This is a genomic window from Mariprofundus aestuarium (genome assembly GCF_002795805.1).
In the GTDB taxonomy this organism is placed as follows: domain Bacteria; phylum Pseudomonadota; class Zetaproteobacteria; order Mariprofundales; family Mariprofundaceae; genus Mariprofundus; species Mariprofundus aestuarium.
In genome coordinates this window covers 587,131-605,325 of record NZ_CP018799.1, presented here as the reverse complement: position 1 = coordinate 605,325, position 18,195 = coordinate 587,131, and the positions used below count along the sequence as shown (strand labels likewise).

Sequence of the window (18,195 nt, the reverse complement as noted above, 5' to 3'; positions counted from 1 at the left end):
TATCAAGCTGATAGATCCTGATCACCCACTTCCTGCAACCGGGAAATTAGCCAGTCCACTGCAATGGAATGCACCCGAAACTTCTGGACTACACCCCACGACTGCACCCACAGATCACTCACATGAGTAACAACGGCAAAAAACCCGCATTCTCAGACCCCCAGCAACGCACAAGGTATTTTTCTGGCTTGCCTCATAATTAACTCTGAATCGATGGTAGTGACTGAGAATCGTCATCTTCTGAAAGCAGGAAAACATCATACCTCAGAAAAGAAAAAGGCCCCGACAGTTGTCGGGGCCTGATATCTGACGCGAAACACTAGGGAGGGGAGGGAGGAGTAGCGCCAGACAGGATGAAAAATATCACCATCAGCCTGAGGAACCGGTTAACCGCTTATTAAAAATCGTTCACATTAAAACGAAACCCTTCTGTTCTACTGAACAAAAAAACAGGACCCGCCAATAGCGGGTCCTGGAGGAGTTCTCAACAACTGCACTGGCGTTGTGACCTATATGGACTGATCCCTTTTTGCTCAGGTGGGCGCAGCACCCCGACATCAGGTACGCCTGTAAAGGCATTCACACAGCCGGAATAGGTAAGCTCCCGTTCATTGCGTATCGGCTCAAGCATATAAGCCACAACGCCAGTACAACTTCCGAATACAATATACATCTCTCATCCAAAAAAAGCAAGTGAAAATGCATCCTCACAGCCCCGAACAACGGAAAAAAGATCACCCAGAAACCTGCCCTTCCCCGCCCTGAATAGCAGTCAGGGCTATGGTATAAACAATATCTTCAACAGAAGCACCGCGAGACAGGTCATTTACAGGCTTACGAAGGCCCTGCAACATCGGACCGACACTGACTACATGAGCGCTGCGCTGTACTGCCTTATAGGTGGTGTTGCCGGTATTAAGGTCGGGGAATACGAACACATTGGCTTTGCCTGCAACCTGACTTGCAGGCGCCTTACTCTTGCCGACCGAAATAATAGCTGCCGCATCATATTGCAGCGGCCCGTCAACCAGCAGATCCGGCCTGCGCTGCCGAACCATTTGGGTGGCCTGCCGCACCTTCTCGACATCAAGCCCCGCCCCTGATTCGCCAGTACTGTAACTGAGCATCGCTACTCTAGGCTCCAACCCAAAGCGTTTCGCCGAGTCCGCGCTCTGAATGGCAATATCGGCCAACTCTTCTGCGTTCGGATCCGGGTTAATGGCGCAATCACCATAGACCACTACCTGATCGGGAAGGCACATGAAAAATATCGATGAAACCAGTTTGGCTGATTCGCTTGTGCCAATCAGCTGAAAGGCTGGTCGTACTGTGTTGGCTGTCGTATGCAGAGCACCTGAAACCAGCCCATCCACCTCATCCAGAGCCAGCATCATCGTCCCCAGCACCACGCGAGACTGCAACTGATCTTCGGCAATCTCACTGGTCAGTCCCTTATGCTGTCGCAGTGCCACCATCGGTTCGATGTAGCGCTGCCGCACTGTTACTGGATCAATGATGATGATCTCTTCATTCAACTTAATACCTTGGGAAGAAGCGATCTGGTGGATTTTTTCCGGATCACCGAGCAAAACACACTGGGCGATATGCCGCTGCTGACATTGATATGCCGCCATAATCGTGCGCGGCTCTTCACCTTCGGGCAGCACTATACGACGGCTTGCCTGACAGGCCTTCTGAATCAGCTGATAACGGAATGCCGCCGGTGACAGGCGTGGTTTGCGCTCAGTCGCACAGCGTGCCTTAAGCCAATTCGCATCGAGGTGGTTGGCTACATGGTCCACCGCCTGATCAATCAGGTCAAAATCGTCAACCGCCACCTCTGCAGGCATATGTGACAGCTTCGCTGCAGTCTGAAAGGAGCTACTCTCCACCAGTAGCACGGGGATGCCGGTCTGAATAGCTTGCTCGCACAGGTTCATTACCCCGAAACTGGGCCTCAACCCACCGGTCAGAAGAATGCCCGCAAGTCGCACACCATTCATAGCAGCCATACATGCCGCAACAAAAACATCTTCCCGGTCGCCCGGGAACACCAACAGCGTATGAGGTTGATATACACTGAGTGTATTAGCCAGCGTGCGGGCACACAGCTCCATGCGCTGCACCCGGCGCTGTTGCAAATAACCCGCGTGTAGTATTTTTGCATCAAGATAAGCAGCTATATCACACATGCGCGGTGCAATCAGCTGGCTTTGCCAGGGAATACAACCGACGACATGAAATGGTTTGCCGGTCATCTTTTGGCACATTGCATCCGAAATATCCAGGCCGTCGCTATTGCCTGAGCTTGTCTGCAACACATCTGCCTGCAGCGTGGGTTGCCCATCACTGGGTGCCCCCACCTTATTAAGAATGGTAGCGATCAATGCGGTGCCATTGGCGCCGCTAAACGCATTGGCCGCAATATCAATATACTCTTCCAGGTCTGGCTCCGGCTTGCCGACCAGAATAACCTCAGCATCCAGCGCACGGGCTATCGCAGTATTGAGGCGCGTGGCATAGCCGGCATGCGCATCAGCCACCAAACCCTCGACAATAACCACGTCAGTATGGCGGGCACACTGCTGAAAAAGTGCGATGACCTCTTCCATCAGCAACCCTTCCCTGCCCGACCCCAGCAAGGAGGTTGCCCGCCTGAGACTGATAGGTTGAGGCGCTTTAATATTTGTCATGTGCTCAAACAATTGAGTAGAGCGTTCGGGGCCATGATCACTATCGTGCAGCTGGGCTACGGGCTTGCAAAACCCTGCGCGAATACCAAGCCGATCCAATGCACGAACCATGCCCAGACTGACAGTTGTAAGCCCTGCCCCAGCACCGGTAGAAACAAGCAAAAATGCATGGCTCATGTGATCTTTTCCTCTTGATTAAGAACTTCGCATACATAACGTGCGATCATTTTTTCCTCATTGGTCGCAATAACCAGAACAGGGAGAGCAGCTTCAGAGTTGCTGATAAAACATTGAGAGAGCTTGCCATGCTGTCTGTTTCTTTCCGCATCAAGTGCGCCGCCCAGAATAGCCAGCTGCGCCACCGTCCTGGCTCGAATAACAGCTGCATGCTCACCAATGCCCCCGGTAAAAGCGATGGCATCAATATGACCAAGTGCGACAGCAAGCCCCGCTATTGATTTTGCTAGGCGGTAGCAGAAGATATCAACAGCCAGTGAGGCTCGTTCATCCCCCGCTTCTGCTGCATCCAACAGCGTACGCATATCATTACTGCGTCCGGAAAGACCCAAAAGACCCGACTCTCGATTCAGCGTTTGAGTAATAGCAGCCAGCGATTCACCGCTCTGTCTGGCTATGAATTCGTGCAATCCAGGATCCACATTGCCGCTTCGGGTGCCCATCACCAACCCTTCCAGTGGCGTCATACCCATCGTGGTATCAATGCTGATCCCACCCGCAATCGCCGTGGCACTGCACCCATTACCCAGGTGCACTGTAATTAAATTACAATTATCAAATTCACGGCCAAGAACCACCGCAGCTTGCTGACCAACGTAGTGGTGACTGGTGCCATGAAAGCCGTAACGTCGCACACCATATTCGCTATACCACTTATAAGGCACGGCATAGAGACTAGCATGCAGCGGCATAGCATGATGAAAGGCTGTATCAAAGACAGCAATATGAGGAAGATCCGGCAAACGGCTCATCAGCGCCCGGATACCCAGAAGGTTCGCCGGATTATGCAACGGAGCAAGATGAGACAAGGATTCAATCTCTGTAATAACTGAACCATCCAGCAAGGTCGGCTTAATAAATCGTTCGCCGCCATGCACAACCCTGTGCCCGACAGCAGCGACACCCTCTTTATCTATTCTACAAAAAAGCGCATTGAGCATCTGCTGCATGGCGGCGTCGTGTTCTGCACCACCAAGATCACAGTGGCTTGTTTCGCCCGAAATCTTCCAAGTCAGTTCCGCTCCCGACTCACCTAACCGTTGCGCCACACCCTCGGCCAGCAACGTCTCCGATGGCATATCCACCAGTGCCATCTTGATAGATGAGCTGCCTGTGTTGATGACCAGAACCATTGTCTCAGACACTGAAAATCACCTCGATGATTTGTCGAATAGATTGGCACCTTGGATTGTGAAGCTTCACTGATATGCAGTCGAAACAGATCGACTCACCATATCCAGTTAGACAGTTAGGAGATTCCATATCCCCAAAGGCTACGACCCTATCGTCGCAAGGTAAACGCCATGCCTTCATGTGCCTTAAAAGTGCACAGCATAAATACATGCACGAGCCGTTATTATTGGTGGAAATGGTTCGCTCTAAGTAGCTCCGGAAGGAGCTTTTCTTGATTCCTGAGTAAACAAAAAAAAGGGCCCTCAAGGGACCCTTTTTATGTTTGGCTGGGGGACGTGGACTCGAACCACGATTGACGGTGTCAGAGACCGCTGTCCTACCATTAGACGATCCCCCAATGACGATGGGCGCGCACAATAATGCGATAAATGCGGTTCGTCAATTCCGAAATTTCTATCCCGCCTGCTCGTTAGAAACCACCCGGGTGGTTGCTACCACTGCACCAAAAGCACCAACCAGTGCTCCACCAAACAGCAGAGGCAACAACAGCAACCAGCTGTTTAGATCAACCTGCAACATCTCCAGCCATTCCCCTGCACCCAGCACCAATGGCCAGAGCAGAATCCAGGCCGCCAGACCAGCCACGCCTCCAAGCAACACCCCTTCGAGAATAAAGGGCATACGGACAAACCACTCCTTGGCCCCCATTAACCGCATCAGGTGAATCTCATCAGTACGTGCCAGCAGCATCATACGCAGGGTATTGGAGATGATTAGCGCCATGGCCATGGCCAAAATCAGTGAGGCAAACCAGGCAAGGTATTCAGCCTGAGAAATCCACTGATGTGCCTGTGCCATATTCACTTCATCCTCGTTTACCTCTCCACCATAGCGGGATGCGGCATCACGAATATCAGCAAAGAGAAATTCAGCCTGCTCATCGTTGAGGGACAGTTCAAATGTGATCGGCAACCGATCCACCAACTCCTTCTGGCTCAGGCCCGCATTATTCAGCCACTCCTGCATCCAGCGTGCAGCCTCCTCAGCCGAAATTTTACGCAGTGAGGATATCTGTGGAATCCCTTCAAGTGCCGCCTTTAAATCAGCTTCCTGCTTGGATTTGGTAGCATCGAGGTAAACATGGATATGGATATCATCCTGCCAACCACCCACCCACTGGCTCGCCGCCTGCACACCCAGCCAGATAGCACCTACAGCCCAGAGAGCAATACAGACAATGACCACTGCCAACGTCTGATGAATGCCAAATGGAGGCAGGTTAAACCCTCCAGGAAGCCTCGGATTCACCTTCTCAGGAATCACTTCAGTGGCAACACCCTTTTTCATATGTCACCCCCAGCCAGCGATCCAGCATGCAGCTGAATCACCCTTCCAGGATGCGACTCAAGAAGATGTAGGTCATGAGTAGCCATGATAACAGTCGTTCCCTGCCGGTTCAGATCCATCAGATAGTCGAGCACCCTGCTTGCAGTGTCGACATCGAGGTTACCTGTCGGTTCATCCGCAAGAATAATAGATGGGTTGGCTGTCATTGCGCGGGCAATAGCCACGCGCTGCTGCTCACCACCTGAAAGCGCCTCCGGATAGGACCAGAGGCGATCCTCCAGCCCAACATATTCGAGCACTTTACGTACACGCGGAATCAGGCGCTCGGTTTTCCAGCCCTGAACTCGAAGAGGAAGAGCCACGTTTTCAAATACTGTACGCGCAAAAAGAAGCTTATGATCCTGAAAGATAATGCCGGTACGCTGCCGAATATTACGTATTTTTGCCTCGCTGGCTTCGCGCATATCTATCTGCTGCACAGCCAACTTGCCTGAGCTTGGGCGCACTCCACCATAAAGCATCTTCATCAGCGAGGATTTTCCCGCCCCACTCTCTCCGATCAGGTAGACAAACTGCCCCTGTTCAATATCCAGAGTGAGCCCTGAAAGGGCCACCTTACCCGTAGGGTAACGTAACATGAGTTGCTGCATCTGAATCAAGGGTTGGTCGTGCGACATGTGGAAACGGTAGCTTGCCGCAGCCCCCCTGTCACCCTGCCTGATTGAAGACTCATCTTGCTGCCCGGATTTCACTTACTTCTCTTCATGTTGCTGACAAACAGAGTCCTAGTACTCAAGATATGCGCATGCAAATATCTTGCCCGCAATGCCATAAGACATACAACATTGAAGCTCAGATAAAACTTGAGAGCGTTACCTGCAGTCAGTGCGGATCCGAGTTTTCTCCTGACGCTGTAGAGGAAAAAACATCAGAGGCACCCAGTCAGCCCGACGGCATAGAGGTATTGGAGCAGCCTGAATTCAGTCCGCCGCCACGAAAAACAGCATCTATCTGGCCATGGCTTTTCACTCTGCTCATCCTTATCACTTCGGCCGGAATCTGGACTCAGAGAGATGCATGGCTCGATAACCGCTGGATGCGAGGCATACTGCTTGGCTTCAACCTGCCGCTGGAGAACAGAGCGAAAGACTGGCTGATTGTCCCGAAAAGCGTTCGCATTGAGTGGATCACTCGCGATGACAACAGCAGGGTAATGCTGATTTCAGGCACTATTAATAACCTGCTGGCAAGCAGAATGCCCTATCCCGATATTGAGGTTACCTTCTATTCAAGCCTTCAGCCCGACCTGGTGCTGGAAAGCAGATCTTTTCCGCTCACCGAAAAAACCGACGCCAAAAACTTCGCCCATGCTCCACTCGCTCTACCAGAGCCTATGAAGAGCGCTGCTGGTCACAGCAGCACTGAATTTGTTATTATAAATGAAGCAGTGGCTGCAGGCGTAGGCGATATTACGCTCACTCCGCGAATACGCTAAGGCACCTCTGATTAAGTCGTAGTATTCATATAGGCTACAGGCGTATTTTCTCAACCGCTTTAAGAGCCCCTTATAACCGGGAGATCAGGGCAACCGCCTCACAAGCAATACCCTCTTTACGCCCTACAAACCCCAGCTTCTCAGTCGTAGTCGCCTTGATATTGACCTCACCCTGGTCAACCAGAAGAAGCTCGGCCAATCGTACTCTCATATCTGCAACAAAAGGTGCCAATTTGGGAACCTGAGCCATCACAGTGATATCAACATTACCGATACCCCACCCTGCAGCTTCCAACAGCTTTACAACATGCGCCAGAAGAAGTGCGCTGTCCGCATCCTTGTATTGTACATCGCTGTCTGGAAAGTGGCGCCCAATATCTCCCATGCCGGCAGCTCCAAGCAAAGCATCACAGAGAGCATGGATCAACACATCCGCATCGGAGTGGCCGAGCAATCCCATCGTATGTGGGATATCCACACCACCAAGCACCAAACGGCGATTTTCTGCAAAGGCATGTACATCAAATCCGTGGCCAATTCGAATATTCAGTTTCACTGTTAAAGCCCCCTCGCCAGCAGCTGCGACTCCAGCCAGTGCATATCTTCCGGCGTGGTGATTTTCCTGTTCCTTATATCACCCCGGCTGATATGAACCTCAAAACCGGCAGCTTCCAGCAGCGAGGCATCGTCGGTATGCAGATGAAGCCTACCCGCCTCTATCTCCAGCGCTTTCTCAAACCATGCTTTGCGTGCCACCTGCGGTGTCTGAACTGCCCTCAAGAAGCTGCGATCCGGCGTTTCGAGCACCAGGCCATCGACATCCACCCGCTTCACCGTATCGGTCAGCGCCACCCCTGGTACAGCAGCACCATATTGTTCGGCCACACTGAGCACCTCTGCCAGAAGCTCAGGACTGGGCAAGGGTCTGGCAGCATCGTGCACTGCCACAAGTTCAACATCATCGGGAAGTGCCTTTAACCCCTGCTGCATTGACAACGAGCGCTCGGCACCTCCGGTTACGGGCTCCAGCAACCTGAAAGGATAATCCTGCCCCTTCACCAGCTGTTCAAAACGGGTGTCACCTTCAGAGACAACAGGCTGTACCACCACAATCCGGGCATCAGCCGCCAGATGCTCTAGCGTATATAGAAGCAGCGGCTTACCCAGCACCTCAACATACTGCTTGGGAACTTCACCACCAAATCGGCTACCGCTGCCGGCAGCCAGTAATAACAGGCCAACTTTCATTCTCCCGATTGTCCCTCTTTTACTGGCACGGTCAACTTGGTTAGCATCCCCCCGATGTTAATCCCATTGCACAGCCACCACTCATCGGATATAACCCTGCTATCATCTGGTTTATCCATATTTCAAATGCGTAAGTGCCCGTTTTAAGGAAATGAAATGACGTCATCGATTCTGTTTTTTGCCGCAGCCCTGATCACTCTGATCGGTGCTGCTTTGCTCTGGCGTGATGCAAAACAACCCCATGACCATAAAAATACAAATATTGCGAGCACAATTGCCAGCCTCATGGCCGTTGCCATTGGAACAAATGTCTGGGCCATTCACCTGCTTGAGTCGGTTACAACTGAAGGTATTAACTTCACATTGGCCACCAGTACGGCTGTATTCACACTTATTGTACAGGTGGTTTATACGTTCGGCATTCTTCGTCATGGCATTCAGGGGCTTGGGCTGTTTCTTCTGCCGCTGACCGCCATCCCGCTTCTTCTCACCCCCATCCTTCCAGAGGCCCATGCTCCGAATTGGGTACACACCTCATCACTATTGCAAACAGGTCACCTGCTTCTCGCATTGATCTCTTATGCCGTGCTGACACTGGCAGCCATCCATGCGCTAATGCAGATCCTGCTCGATCGGGCACTGAAGAAAAAACACTCTTTCAAACTGATTCAGGCACTACCCTCACTGGTTGAGATCGAACGCCACATGATTGCACAGGTCAAGGTGGCAACTGGCTTGATCGCTGTCAGCATCATAACCGGGCTGCTCTGGCAGTGGGTGCAGTACCAGCATTTTGCGCTGTTCAGCCACAAGGTTCTTCTCGCTGTTTTCACCCTGGCCGTCCTTATCATCCTGCTGATCAAGCGCAATCAGGCCAGTTGGCCAACAAGGATTGCCAGCCGCGCAGTTTTAACTGCGTATGTACTGTTTATCCTGGCCTATTTCGGCGTCAAACTGATCAACTCCTGGATTAACTGATCTCTCAATAATGGCTATCGCAGACATATCACTTTCGTTTGCAGTTGGAATTCTGGTCTTCCTGCTGCTTCTCTCGGCATTCTTTTCCGGTTCTGAAACCGCACTGACCCGCGCCAGGCGGGCGAAACTACGCGTGCGCCAGGAACAGGGTGATGAGGGAGCAAAAAAGGCTGAAGCACTGCTTGACCATCCGGAACGCATGCTCTCCACCATTTTGCTTGGCAATAACTTCGTTAATATTGCCGCTTCCGCACTTGCCACTGCACTCTTTGTTGCCGAATTCGGTGAAGCTGGAATTCTCTACGCCACGGTTGTTATGACCGTAATTGTATTGATATTCGCTGAAATCCTCCCCAAAACCATCGCTGTAGCTCATGCCGAAGCCATTGCCTGCCGGGTTGCCGGACTGATGAGCCTGACCCAGACGATTCTGGGGCCGCTGGTTAAGGTACTGAATGCGATCATTGTCTTGCTGAAACGCCTCCTTCGGGTGCCCGCAAAAGAGAACAGCCCACTGACACACAAAGAGCTGGCCAGCCTGATCGGAATTAGTGCCGAATCCGGCGTGCTTGATCAGACACGGGAGCAGATGCTCAACAATAGCCTCACCCTTCATGAGGTGGCGGTAAAAGCATTGATGACACCGCGTCCGAACATCCATCTGCTGGATGGCTCCTTAAGCGTCAGCAAAACCCTGCGCAAAGTCGCCAACGCACCTCACTCCCGTTATCCCGTCTTCCTCAACGACCAGGACAATCTGATCGGCATTGTTCACCTGCGCGATCTACTGAAGCTCAAAGACCACACCAAGAAGCTTTCCGACTCACTCATCTGGAAAACCCCCTCCTACATTCCGGCAAGCAAGAATGCTCTCGCCCAGCTATTCGACTTTCAGACCAACCATCAGCATATGGCCGTTGTCGTTGATGAGTTCGGAGACATTGAAGGGCTGGTAACGCTCGAAGATATCATTGAAGAGATTGTCGGTGAAATCCATGACGAATCGGATGTTCCGCCACAACTGGATATGTGGCCGCAGCCGGACGGGGCTATGGTGACTGCAGCAACGGTTGCCTTGCATGACATCAATCAGGCCATGGACACCGACCTTCCTGAAGATGGTGCAATTACCATTGGAGGTCTGATTGTTCAGATCCTTGGTGATATCCCTGAAGGCAGACTCTGCCTTATTATCGCCGATGTTCAGGTTGAGGTTCTCAGTCTGCGTGGCGACTGGATTCAGCGTGTTCGCCTCAACAAAGTCCAACCCGCCGAATAACAGTTCATCATTTTGATATAATAAAAAGGGCCCCTTTACGGAGCCCTTTTTCATTCATCGTGTATAGCTATTACTTTAAGGTTTTTAAATAGGCTGCAATATCCTGTGCATCGACACCACATTTACTCTGTTTAGTCATCTTGGTTTTCGCACCACTATTGCCAGTCAGGCTTTTGATCGCGGATTTTGAGTCACAGACCCATAAACTCAGAGCCTTTTCATCCCAGATAAATGATGCGCCTTTGAGATCACTTCCATAATTATAGCCGGCTGCCTTGCCTGCTTTTTTGCCATAAACAGCAAACAGGTTAGGGCCAACCTTATGACTTCCGCCGGCATCAAAACTGTGGCACGCCTTGCACTTACCAATTTTTCCTGCACCCGCAGTGGCATTTCCAGCGCTTGCTGCTGCCTTATCTGCTGCTGCCTTATCTGCTGCTGCCTTATCTGCTGCTGCCTTATCTGCTGCTGCCTTATCTGCTGCTGCCTTATCTGCTGCTGCCTTATCTGCTGCTGCCTTATCTGCTGCTGCCATATCTGCTGCTGCCTTATCTGCTGCTGCCTTATCTGCTGCTGCCTTATCTGCTGCTGCCTTATCCGCTGCTGCCTTATCCGCTGCTGCCTTATCCGCTGCTGCCTTATCCACTGCTGCCTTATCCGCTGCTGCCTTATCCGCTGCTGCCTTATCCGCTGCTGCCTTATCCGCTGCTGCATCAACCTCACCTGTCATTGAGTCCGCTTCGACAACGGGCTCATCGACTACTGCCTCTAAGGATGAGACAACCTCCGCTGTGGTAACAGAATCATCTACAACCACCTCTTCAACAACCGTGACCTCATCTTCTACAATAACCGCATCAACCTCTGCCTCGGTCTGAACGACAGGCGCAGGCGTGGGAGCCTTCTCTTTTTCGCCCTTGCATCCGGTCATCGTTAAACCCAGAGCCATACACATGATCAGAAAATATTTCATTGATTCCCCCTTGATTGAGTACCTGAATTATTATTATAGACCAAGTTTCTGGTTTAGAAATGAACAGGGTAAAAAAAATGAGCCCGCACTTTCATGCGGACTCATTGAACCTGGAAGCCTATGGACACTTCAAACCGCCCGGCCTCCGCTTAATCACATGGCTGGCACTGCTGGTACTTCAGGAGCCGCTGCTGGAGCCGCTGGTGCTGCAGCTTCATCCATCATTGCCTCCCCTGCTGCAGTTGCATCAGCCGCAACTTCTGCAGCTGCATCGACGGCATCAGCAGCAACCTCTTCAACTGCTGCTGAAGCATCTTCAACAGCTTTGGTGATCTCTTCAGAGACCACTGTTTCATCAACCACAGGTGCTTCAGCCTGTGGTGCCGGAGCAGGTGCTTCCGCTTTTTCGCTAGAACATCCGACTAGTGTCAGACCCAAAGCAACAAACATCATTAATAAATATTTCATTGTATCCCCCTTAATATGAACATCTGAACATTCATTATAGACAATATTTCAACAAATGCACTCTAGCTAGTCGGAATGACTCAAATACACACAGATAAGTTCTGATTCTACCCGCCCACAGAATCGCTCAAACCGCAAAGAAAAAGGACCCGCAGTTTCCTGCGAGCCCTTTAAGATGGCGCTCCCTGAGCGATTCGAACGCCCGGCCTTCTGATTCGTAGTCAGATGCTCTATCCAGCTGAGCTAAGGGAGCCAATTGTATCCTTCGTTTCCGAAAGCGGGCGAAGAGTAATACCTTTCAACCAAACTTTCCATGCCGGATCGTCCATACCGAACAACTCCGGAAATTTCTGATAAAGCCAACCGCGGTAGTAAACTTCACCATCCCGACTGACCTCTACGAAGGCGGCGGGATTATCCACATTTTCATCGTTCAGGAAAGTCCTATTTTGAACTCTCAATCCCGAGGCCAGACCCAGCAGCTGTATACCCCAGCCATTAAGCTCTGTAGTGCCGCCCATTTCCACAATTGTGGAGTAGCGACGCGTTGTAGCCTTCTCAAGCCAGATCAACTCCGCCTGACCAGTTTGCGACACAGCCCATTCAGGCAGAGCCTCACTATTCTGGCCAGCGTGCGGATCTTCCGGCTTCTCCAGTGGCATTTGCCACTCAATCTGAGTCGCCTTCTCCTGCTCACAGCCTGCAAGAAGCAGGGCCACGCAGGAAACAAGCAGCAGTGAAAAAGCCGTACGATGCAATTTAAACCGCCTCAAACAAAATGGCGGAGAGAGAGGGATTCGAACCCTCGATAGGTTTAAGCCTATACACCCTTAGCAGGGGCGCGCTTTCGGCCACTCAGCCATCTCTCCGTTGGGTCATTTTGTTTTCCTCATCGATGTAACGTACTTGTTGCACGCCACAGCAATAACTGGCGGAAGGGGTGGGATTCGAACCCACGGTAGGTTTCCCTACGCCGGTTTTCAAGACCGGTACATTCGGCCAGCTCTGTCACCCTTCCGTTGTTATGAACCGGACTTTTCTAGCCCCGGAATTTCAGGCCGGAAAGATAGCATGGAGTTTTGAGATGGCAATGCCAATTGCAAATGAAAATAAATAGTAAACGACATGCCGAATTATACCCTTGGACGCATGCCCGCACTTAACAGCTACCCTATTTATGTTCTAGAGTGTCTGCATTAATCCATACAGGTAGATGAACAGGAGACAATGTGGCTCGCAAAGTCCAACGAAATGAACCTTGCCCCTGCGGCAGCGGAAAGAAATATAAACAGTGCTGTCTGGCAAAAGAGAAAAGCCTGGGGGCTGGCCGCGCCAACCGCCGTCGCGGCATACAGATTGCACTTGGCTGGGTGAATAGCAGCTACAAGAACGAGATCGACAACTGGGTTGGCGACGTATGGCTGGAGAGCATGAGCGAGGAACAGCGCAAAGGGATTGCCTCAGCGCACCCCGGAATCCGCAGCATCCATGATGTGAACCTTCTCGAAGACCTTGTTGCCGAAGGACAACTTGATGGTCTTGATGGCGAAAACAGACCCCTACAACTCATCCTTGATGCCGATATCGGCCTTGATGATGAGCAGCGCAGCTATCTAAGCCAACTCGCGGAACGTCCGTTGCACCTCTACCGGATCAGCGATGTAAAAATGAATGAGAGCTTCACCGTGCAGCGCCATCCGGACAACGGCTCCGAAGCCATCACCATCAATGACTCATCATCCAGCCAAATGTTTGATGTTGACGATATTGTTGGCCTTCGCTTGATGCAGTCGGATGATGCATGGGAAACATCAGGAGCAATCTACCATATTCCGGAAGAGTATGTGGATGAACTACTGGTTGCACTGGAAGCAGCAGGGGCGGCGGATTACAGTAAAACACTCACCCGCTACTGGCTGAATCTGGTTTCCCAACACGTCTAACCGTTGAATTAAAACTTCTGAAAATAAAAAAAAGGCGGCTCATTTGAGCCGCCTTTTTTTCTCGCTTCGTTTGAATTAGAGCTTGTCTGCTTCGGAAGCCAGGTAAGACGCAACACCATCAGCATCAGGAACCATGCCTTTGTCGCCCTTGTTCCAGCCGGCAGGACATACTTCGCCGTGCTCTTCAGTGAACTGCAGTGCATCAATCATGCGCAGCATCTCATCTACATTACGGCCCAGTGGCAGGTTATTAACCACCTGATGCTGTACAACACCGGCCTTGTCGATCAGGAATGAGCCACGCAGTGCAATGGTACCACCGAGCAGGTGAATCATGTCGCCATCTTCGTCCAGTACCGCTTCGTTCTCCATCAGCACATCGTAGTCAGCAGCAATGGTCTTGGTCAGGTCAGCCACCAGCGGATAAGCTACAGGGCCGATACCACCATCTGCGACTGCTGTGTTACGCCATGCAGCATGGGAGAAGTGGGAATCAACGGAACAGCCGATAACCTGTACGCCACGAGCCTCGAACTCCTTGATGCGATGATCGAATGCGATCAACTCAGATGGGCAGACAAAGGTAAAGTCCAGTGGATAGAAGAAAAGAACAACGTACTTGCCTTCATAGTCGGAGAGGGAAAAACTCTCATTAATCGAACCATCTGCCATCACGGCAGCGGCGGTAAATTCAGGGGCCTGCTGGCCAACCAGTACACTCATTATGCATTCCTCCAGGAAGTATTAGAATTAATATTAAAGCTTAGGCTGCAAGGTTAGTCAATTTGCCAGCCCCGCACCACCCTACTCGTTTTAGGGAAAGGTAATGCCCATCGTTGATGCTATCGCGCCGATTAAAGCAGCACCCATTGCTTTAACCGGCTTGCTTCTTGGGGATCGTGAACTCGATAAAGATATGCTGGGTTTCCGGTGCAATGCGACTGACATCATCCTCCAGGGCTCTTCGGATTTCATCAAGCTTGCCCATAAAGCGAACCGCCTGTTTGATCTCCTCCTGACTCATGCTGGAGAAGATCGTCTCCTCACGCAATTCAATCTCAGCCATCAGCAGGGTATCATCAGGGGAGAGTACAATGCTGTTTACCCGTTGGACATGCTGCACCTGTTTATCCGCCTGCCAGAGCTTGGTGGCAATATCGTTCACCTCATCATTGCTTCGATTAAGCAGGAATTTGCGATTGGTTGCAGCCAGAAACCAGGCTAAACCACCCATCAACAGGCCAATGCAGATCGCAGCAATGCCATCAAATATAGCAGAGCCGGTCCAGGCAGCCAGCCCCATGCCAACCAGCGCCAGAACCAGACCACATACGGCAACGGCATCTTCAATCAACACGGCCAACGTAGTCGGATCACGCGTTTCGACGAAGTAGGTTCGGAACGACTTCCCCGCCTCTTCCGCCTGGCGACGGAATTCGACAAGCGCCACGAAGAAGGAGTAACCTTCAACAACAAAGGCAAACCCGATAATCAGAAATGGTATCCAGGAGAGTTCAGGGGTGTGATCGTGACGCAACTGCTCGACTGCATGCATAATCGTATACACGCAACCGAGAAAAAAGATTGTAACGGCAGAAACCAGGTTCCAGAAGTAGCGCTCCTGCCCATAGCCGAAATGGTGATTGAGATCGGCTTCGCGCTGTGACCGGCGAAGGCCAAGGTATAACATACCCTGATTGGCAGTATCGGCCAGTGAATGCACCGCCTCGGCCAGCAATGCACTGGATCCGGAAAATGCGAAACCGATAAACTTGGCAACCGTCACCATGCTGTTGCCAGCAATTGCCGTTAATACTGCTTTTGTTGAACCGCTCGACATGGAGCCTCCCCTACTGACCTGAATCACGCTAAGCTACTGCACATGTGGTCTTACCGGCACCAGAACTTTACCGTACATCAGTTTCCTGCACTGAAGGATAACTATATCTATCTGATTGATGTGCACAATTCGGAGACCCTGATCGCAGTCGACCCGGCAGAAGCGGTGAGCGTATCTCATTATTGCAACGAAATGGGGGTCAAGCTCACCCATATCATCAACACACACCATCACTGGGATCACACCGATGGCAACAAGGCGCTAAAACAGAAATTTGACTGTCTGGTCATCGGAGCAGCAGATGATGCCCATCGCATTCCTGAATTAGATATCCCGGTATCAGAGCATGCCCCCCCCGAAATAGCAGGGCTGAACATCAAGGTGCTTGAGCTACCAGGGCATACCAGTGGTCATATTGCCTACCTAATTGACGATGCACTCTTCTGTGGCGATGTACTCTTCGGAGGCGGTTGCGGCAGAATATTTGAAGGTACGCCGGCCCAAATGTGGAGCAGCTTGAATCAACTCGCGCAGCTTGTCGGGTCAACAAAGGTCTACTGTGCCCATGAATATACCCTACCCAACCTGCGCTTTGCTCTCACGGTTGACCCAGACAATAAAGCACTGATCGAACGCATCAATCATGACAGCCAAGCTCGCATGGATGGGCAACCAACCATCCCCTCCACCATTGCACTGGAGGTTGCCACCAACCCGTTTCTCAGGCCATTAAACAGAACATTCTGCTCTCACTATGCCAAGCATGCAGGTTTTGCTTTGAATGCCACCCTTGTCTTTACAGACATCAGAAAAAGAAAGGATAACTTCTAGTGATTTTCCAACCCGGAACAGCCATAAAAACCGAGGCAACCATCTAATAACACATGAGGAGAGACCCTCGTTCAAAAAAACCTATTTTCTGTGGAAGATAAGCGCCTGTTTGGCGATAATAGAGCCCAACTCCTTCACCTGCGATTGGCTTCTCTGATCAAAGCGGACACCAATACCACCTTTTTCTTTGCGAACAACCGTACCGCTCAGACGCAATGGGTTGGGTGCCGAAATAAAAGTGAGAATCATTCGAACCTTGTCACCAAGCTCAAAATCTCCGGCAGCCTCGATAAACAACCCCGTTGCACTGACATCTCTGGCATGACCAAAGTGGTTCCCTCCACCTACTGAGAAGCGGATTTTTTCGGGGTAGGGTTCACGCGGGGCATATCTTATATCGGTTTGCCAAGTAGCCATCAGGTCAAGTAGCTGCTTGCGGTGCACTTGCGGCAACTGCTCTGCTAAAATAGAGATTTTCTCGATGATACCGTTATCTACAGCTTCCATGACGGAAAGTGTATACGGGCTCTAAAAAAATGCACCTGCAACATAAGACCCCCAGTTTTTTTGAAACAGCTTAAACAGCACAGACAAATCACACATTCATCCCCAGTTCCTCTCTTGTGATACAAGTCACATCAGCCTCACGAAGCTGATTATAGAAAGCGCCCATATGATGAACATAAGGAGCGTGAGATGATCAAGCAGCAAGCAGCAGACAAACATGAGCAGCTCCTTACTATTGCCATGGTAACAGCACTTATCGGAGCGCTGGGCTTCATCACCGCTTACCTGTAATACCTTGGATGGGTGACAACACTTCGCTCCCCAGCCGCTCAGAAAAAATAAAATGACCCGTGTGACCTTTGATGGCTTGCAGTAAAGCCGCCTAAACCTCTGCCTTGTGCATCTCCAGCTTTTCTCTTGATGAACAAGTGCAATAAACTTTGTCATTTCCTGAATTGGTAACATACAATATCTATATGTCTTTAGAGCAGCTCATTTCCGACCCGCTTGTGTTTGATATTGTTGGATCCTTCGTCCTGGCGATGATTGCCCTTCTATTTTTACCAACAATCATGCGCATTTTACCCTACGCGATGGCCGTAGCGCTGTTGCTTCTGACTATTTATGCTCTATATGTAGTTTGAATCCATTCTGATGGACGAAAGAAGATCGATTACTGCAAAAAAAAGGAGCCCCGAAGGACTCCTTTGTGTTTTTCCCCTTATATTTCAAAGGTTGATATGGTGGGCCGTGCTGGGCTCGAACCAGCGGCCCGCTGATTAAGAGTCAGCTGCTCTACCAACTGAGCTAACGGCCCATACCTAATTCAAGCAAAATGGGGTGGACGAGGGGACTCGAACCCCCAACCACCGGCATCACAAGCCGGGGCTCTACCATTGAGCTACGTCCACCATGCATTTTGTAGGTGGCGCGCCTGGCAGGGCTCGAACCTGCAACCTACAGCTTAGAAGGCTGTTGCTCTATCCTGTTGAGCTACAGGCGCTCGCCAGTCGCGTCATTCGCTTGAAAAATCTTCGTAAGAGGATGGTCGGGATAGAGTGATTCGAACACTCGACCCTCTGCTCCCAAAGCAGATGCGCTACCAGGCTGCGCTATATCCCGAATAAATCCTCTTGCTCGAAGGCGGCGGACAATAGGTATCTCGAAAGCATTCGTCAATACCTGAATTGCACCTAATCGCAGCTGACTACACTTCTGATCC

The 18,195-nt window shown here is 51.0% G+C and carries 18 protein-coding genes and 8 tRNA genes; 6 read left to right on the top strand and 20 right to left on the bottom strand.

The window, feature by feature from the left end; translation table 11 throughout:
- Window positions 1-734: 734 nt before the first annotated feature.
- The 5 genes from pta to Ga0123461_RS03105 form a co-directional block, all read right to left on the bottom strand.
- Window positions 735-2,870 (bottom strand): phosphate acetyltransferase, encoded by a 2,136-nt coding sequence (pta, locus tag Ga0123461_RS03125; protein ID WP_100276995.1) that lies wholly within the window; start codon window positions 2,868-2,870, stop codon window positions 735-737.
- Complete coding sequence (locus tag Ga0123461_RS03120; protein ID WP_100276994.1) at window positions 2,867-4,063, bottom strand: acetate/propionate family kinase; 1,197 nt, start codon at window positions 4,061-4,063, stop codon at window positions 2,867-2,869. The genes pta and Ga0123461_RS03120 overlap by 4 nt, the downstream gene beginning before the upstream one ends.
- A 324-nt stretch (window positions 4,064-4,387) precedes the next feature.
- Window positions 4,388-4,461, bottom strand: a tRNA-Gln gene (locus Ga0123461_RS03115).
- Between the two features lie 56 nt (window positions 4,462-4,517).
- On the bottom strand, window positions 4,518-5,411 hold the full coding sequence (locus Ga0123461_RS03110) for a cell division protein FtsX (RefSeq protein ID WP_100276993.1): 894 nt from the start codon (window positions 5,409-5,411) through the stop codon (window positions 4,518-4,520).
- Entirely contained in the window at window positions 5,408-6,163 is a 756-nt protein-coding gene (locus Ga0123461_RS03105) for a cell division ATP-binding protein FtsE (RefSeq protein WP_232710321.1), read from the bottom strand. Before Ga0123461_RS03105 ends, Ga0123461_RS03110 begins: the two co-directional genes overlap by 4 nt.
- A 53-nt stretch (window positions 6,164-6,216) precedes the next feature.
- On the opposite strand from Ga0123461_RS03105, the gene Ga0123461_RS03100 reads away from it, so the two are divergent.
- Entirely contained in the window at window positions 6,217-6,906 is a 690-nt protein-coding gene (locus Ga0123461_RS03100) for a zinc ribbon domain-containing protein (protein WP_157819204.1), read from the top strand.
- 70 nt (window positions 6,907-6,976) lie between these two features.
- On the opposite strand, the gene ispF is transcribed toward Ga0123461_RS03100, so the two are convergent.
- A complete protein-coding gene (gene ispF, locus Ga0123461_RS03095; RefSeq protein ID WP_250645094.1) occupies window positions 6,977-7,456 on the bottom strand; it encodes a 2-C-methyl-D-erythritol 2,4-cyclodiphosphate synthase in 480 nt (159 codons plus the stop codon).
- A gap of 8 nt (window positions 7,457-7,464) precedes the next feature.
- Window positions 7,465-8,154 carry a 2-C-methyl-D-erythritol 4-phosphate cytidylyltransferase gene (gene ispD / locus Ga0123461_RS03090; protein ID WP_100276991.1) on the bottom strand — a complete coding sequence of 230 codons (690 nt, stop codon included), beginning with the start codon at window positions 8,152-8,154 and terminating at the stop codon, window positions 7,465-7,467.
- Window positions 8,155-8,310: 156 nt separating this feature from the next.
- On the opposite strand from ispD, the gene Ga0123461_RS03085 reads away from it, so the two are divergent.
- The gene (locus Ga0123461_RS03085) at window positions 8,311-9,132 is read left to right on the top strand and encodes a cytochrome C assembly family protein (RefSeq protein WP_100276990.1); all 822 of its coding nucleotides are present in this window, start codon (window positions 8,311-8,313) and stop codon (window positions 9,130-9,132) included.
- A gap of 10 nt (window positions 9,133-9,142) precedes the next feature.
- A complete protein-coding gene (locus Ga0123461_RS03080) occupies window positions 9,143-10,411 on the top strand; it encodes an HlyC/CorC family transporter (protein ID WP_100276989.1) in 1,269 nt (422 codons plus the stop codon).
- Between the two features lie 70 nt (window positions 10,412-10,481).
- Here Ga0123461_RS03080 and Ga0123461_RS12450 read toward each other — a convergent pair whose 3' ends face one another.
- From Ga0123461_RS12450 to Ga0123461_RS03050, 6 genes are all read right to left on the bottom strand, one after another.
- The gene (locus tag Ga0123461_RS12450; protein ID WP_198507103.1) at window positions 10,482-11,384 is read right to left on the bottom strand and encodes a c-type cytochrome; all 903 of its coding nucleotides are present in this window, start codon (window positions 11,382-11,384) and stop codon (window positions 10,482-10,484) included.
- A 153-nt stretch (window positions 11,385-11,537) separates the two neighbouring features.
- On the bottom strand, window positions 11,538-11,852 hold the full coding sequence (locus tag Ga0123461_RS03070; RefSeq protein ID WP_198507102.1) for a hypothetical protein: 315 nt from the start codon (window positions 11,850-11,852) through the stop codon (window positions 11,538-11,540).
- A 176-nt stretch (window positions 11,853-12,028) separates the two neighbouring features.
- A tRNA-Arg gene (locus Ga0123461_RS03065) sits at window positions 12,029-12,105 on the bottom strand.
- Window positions 12,083-12,610, bottom strand: a complete 528-nt coding sequence (locus Ga0123461_RS03060; protein ID WP_232710320.1) for a DUF2155 domain-containing protein — start codon at window positions 12,608-12,610, stop codon at window positions 12,083-12,085. The genes Ga0123461_RS03065 and Ga0123461_RS03060 overlap by 23 nt, the downstream gene beginning before the upstream one ends.
- Window positions 12,611-12,631: 21 nt before the next feature.
- Window positions 12,632-12,721, bottom strand: a tRNA-Ser gene (locus tag Ga0123461_RS03055).
- A gap of 60 nt (window positions 12,722-12,781) precedes the next feature.
- Window positions 12,782-12,870 (bottom strand) — tRNA-Ser (locus Ga0123461_RS03050).
- Window positions 12,871-13,081: 211 nt separating this feature from the next.
- On the opposite strand from Ga0123461_RS03050, the gene Ga0123461_RS03045 reads away from it, so the two are divergent.
- On the top strand, window positions 13,082-13,795 hold the full coding sequence (locus tag Ga0123461_RS03045) for a YecA family protein (RefSeq protein WP_100276987.1): 714 nt from the start codon (window positions 13,082-13,084) through the stop codon (window positions 13,793-13,795).
- A 75-nt stretch (window positions 13,796-13,870) separates the two neighbouring features.
- Here Ga0123461_RS03045 and Ga0123461_RS03040 read toward each other — a convergent pair whose 3' ends face one another.
- Window positions 13,871-14,518 carry a peroxiredoxin gene (locus Ga0123461_RS03040; protein WP_100276986.1) on the bottom strand — a complete coding sequence of 216 codons (648 nt, stop codon included), beginning with the start codon at window positions 14,516-14,518 and terminating at the stop codon, window positions 13,871-13,873.
- A 151-nt stretch (window positions 14,519-14,669) separates the two neighbouring features.
- The gene (locus Ga0123461_RS03035; protein ID WP_100276985.1) at window positions 14,670-15,635 is read right to left on the bottom strand and encodes a cation diffusion facilitator family transporter; all 966 of its coding nucleotides are present in this window, start codon (window positions 15,633-15,635) and stop codon (window positions 14,670-14,672) included.
- Between the two features lie 42 nt (window positions 15,636-15,677).
- Between Ga0123461_RS03035 and gloB the strand changes: the two genes are divergently transcribed.
- Window positions 15,678-16,466, top strand: coding sequence for a hydroxyacylglutathione hydrolase (gene gloB / locus Ga0123461_RS03030; protein WP_100276984.1), 789 nt, complete (start codon window positions 15,678-15,680; stop codon window positions 16,464-16,466).
- Window positions 16,467-16,547: 81 nt separating this feature from the next.
- Here the strand turns inward: gloB and Ga0123461_RS03025 are convergent, their stop codons facing one another.
- Window positions 16,548-16,973, bottom strand: a complete 426-nt coding sequence (locus Ga0123461_RS03025; RefSeq protein WP_100276983.1) for a PilZ domain-containing protein — start codon at window positions 16,971-16,973, stop codon at window positions 16,548-16,550.
- A 476-nt stretch (window positions 16,974-17,449) separates the two neighbouring features.
- On the opposite strand from Ga0123461_RS03025, the gene Ga0123461_RS12285 reads away from it, so the two are divergent.
- Window positions 17,450-17,617 (top strand): hypothetical protein, encoded by a 168-nt coding sequence (locus Ga0123461_RS12285; protein WP_157819203.1) that lies wholly within the window; start codon window positions 17,450-17,452, stop codon window positions 17,615-17,617.
- Window positions 17,618-17,714: 97 nt separating this feature from the next.
- On the opposite strand, the gene Ga0123461_RS03020 is transcribed toward Ga0123461_RS12285, so the two are convergent.
- The 4 genes from Ga0123461_RS03020 to Ga0123461_RS03005 all read right to left on the bottom strand — a co-directional run bounded on the left by Ga0123461_RS03020 (window position 17,715) and on the right by Ga0123461_RS03005 (window position 18,095).
- Window positions 17,715-17,790 (bottom strand) — tRNA-Lys (locus Ga0123461_RS03020).
- A 19-nt stretch (window positions 17,791-17,809) separates the two neighbouring features.
- Window positions 17,810-17,884 (bottom strand) — tRNA-His (locus Ga0123461_RS03015).
- Between the two features lie 15 nt (window positions 17,885-17,899).
- Window positions 17,900-17,976, bottom strand: a tRNA-Arg gene (locus Ga0123461_RS03010).
- 42 nt (window positions 17,977-18,018) lie between these two features.
- Window positions 18,019-18,095 (bottom strand) — tRNA-Pro (locus tag Ga0123461_RS03005).
- Window positions 18,096-18,195: the final 100 nt, after the last annotated feature.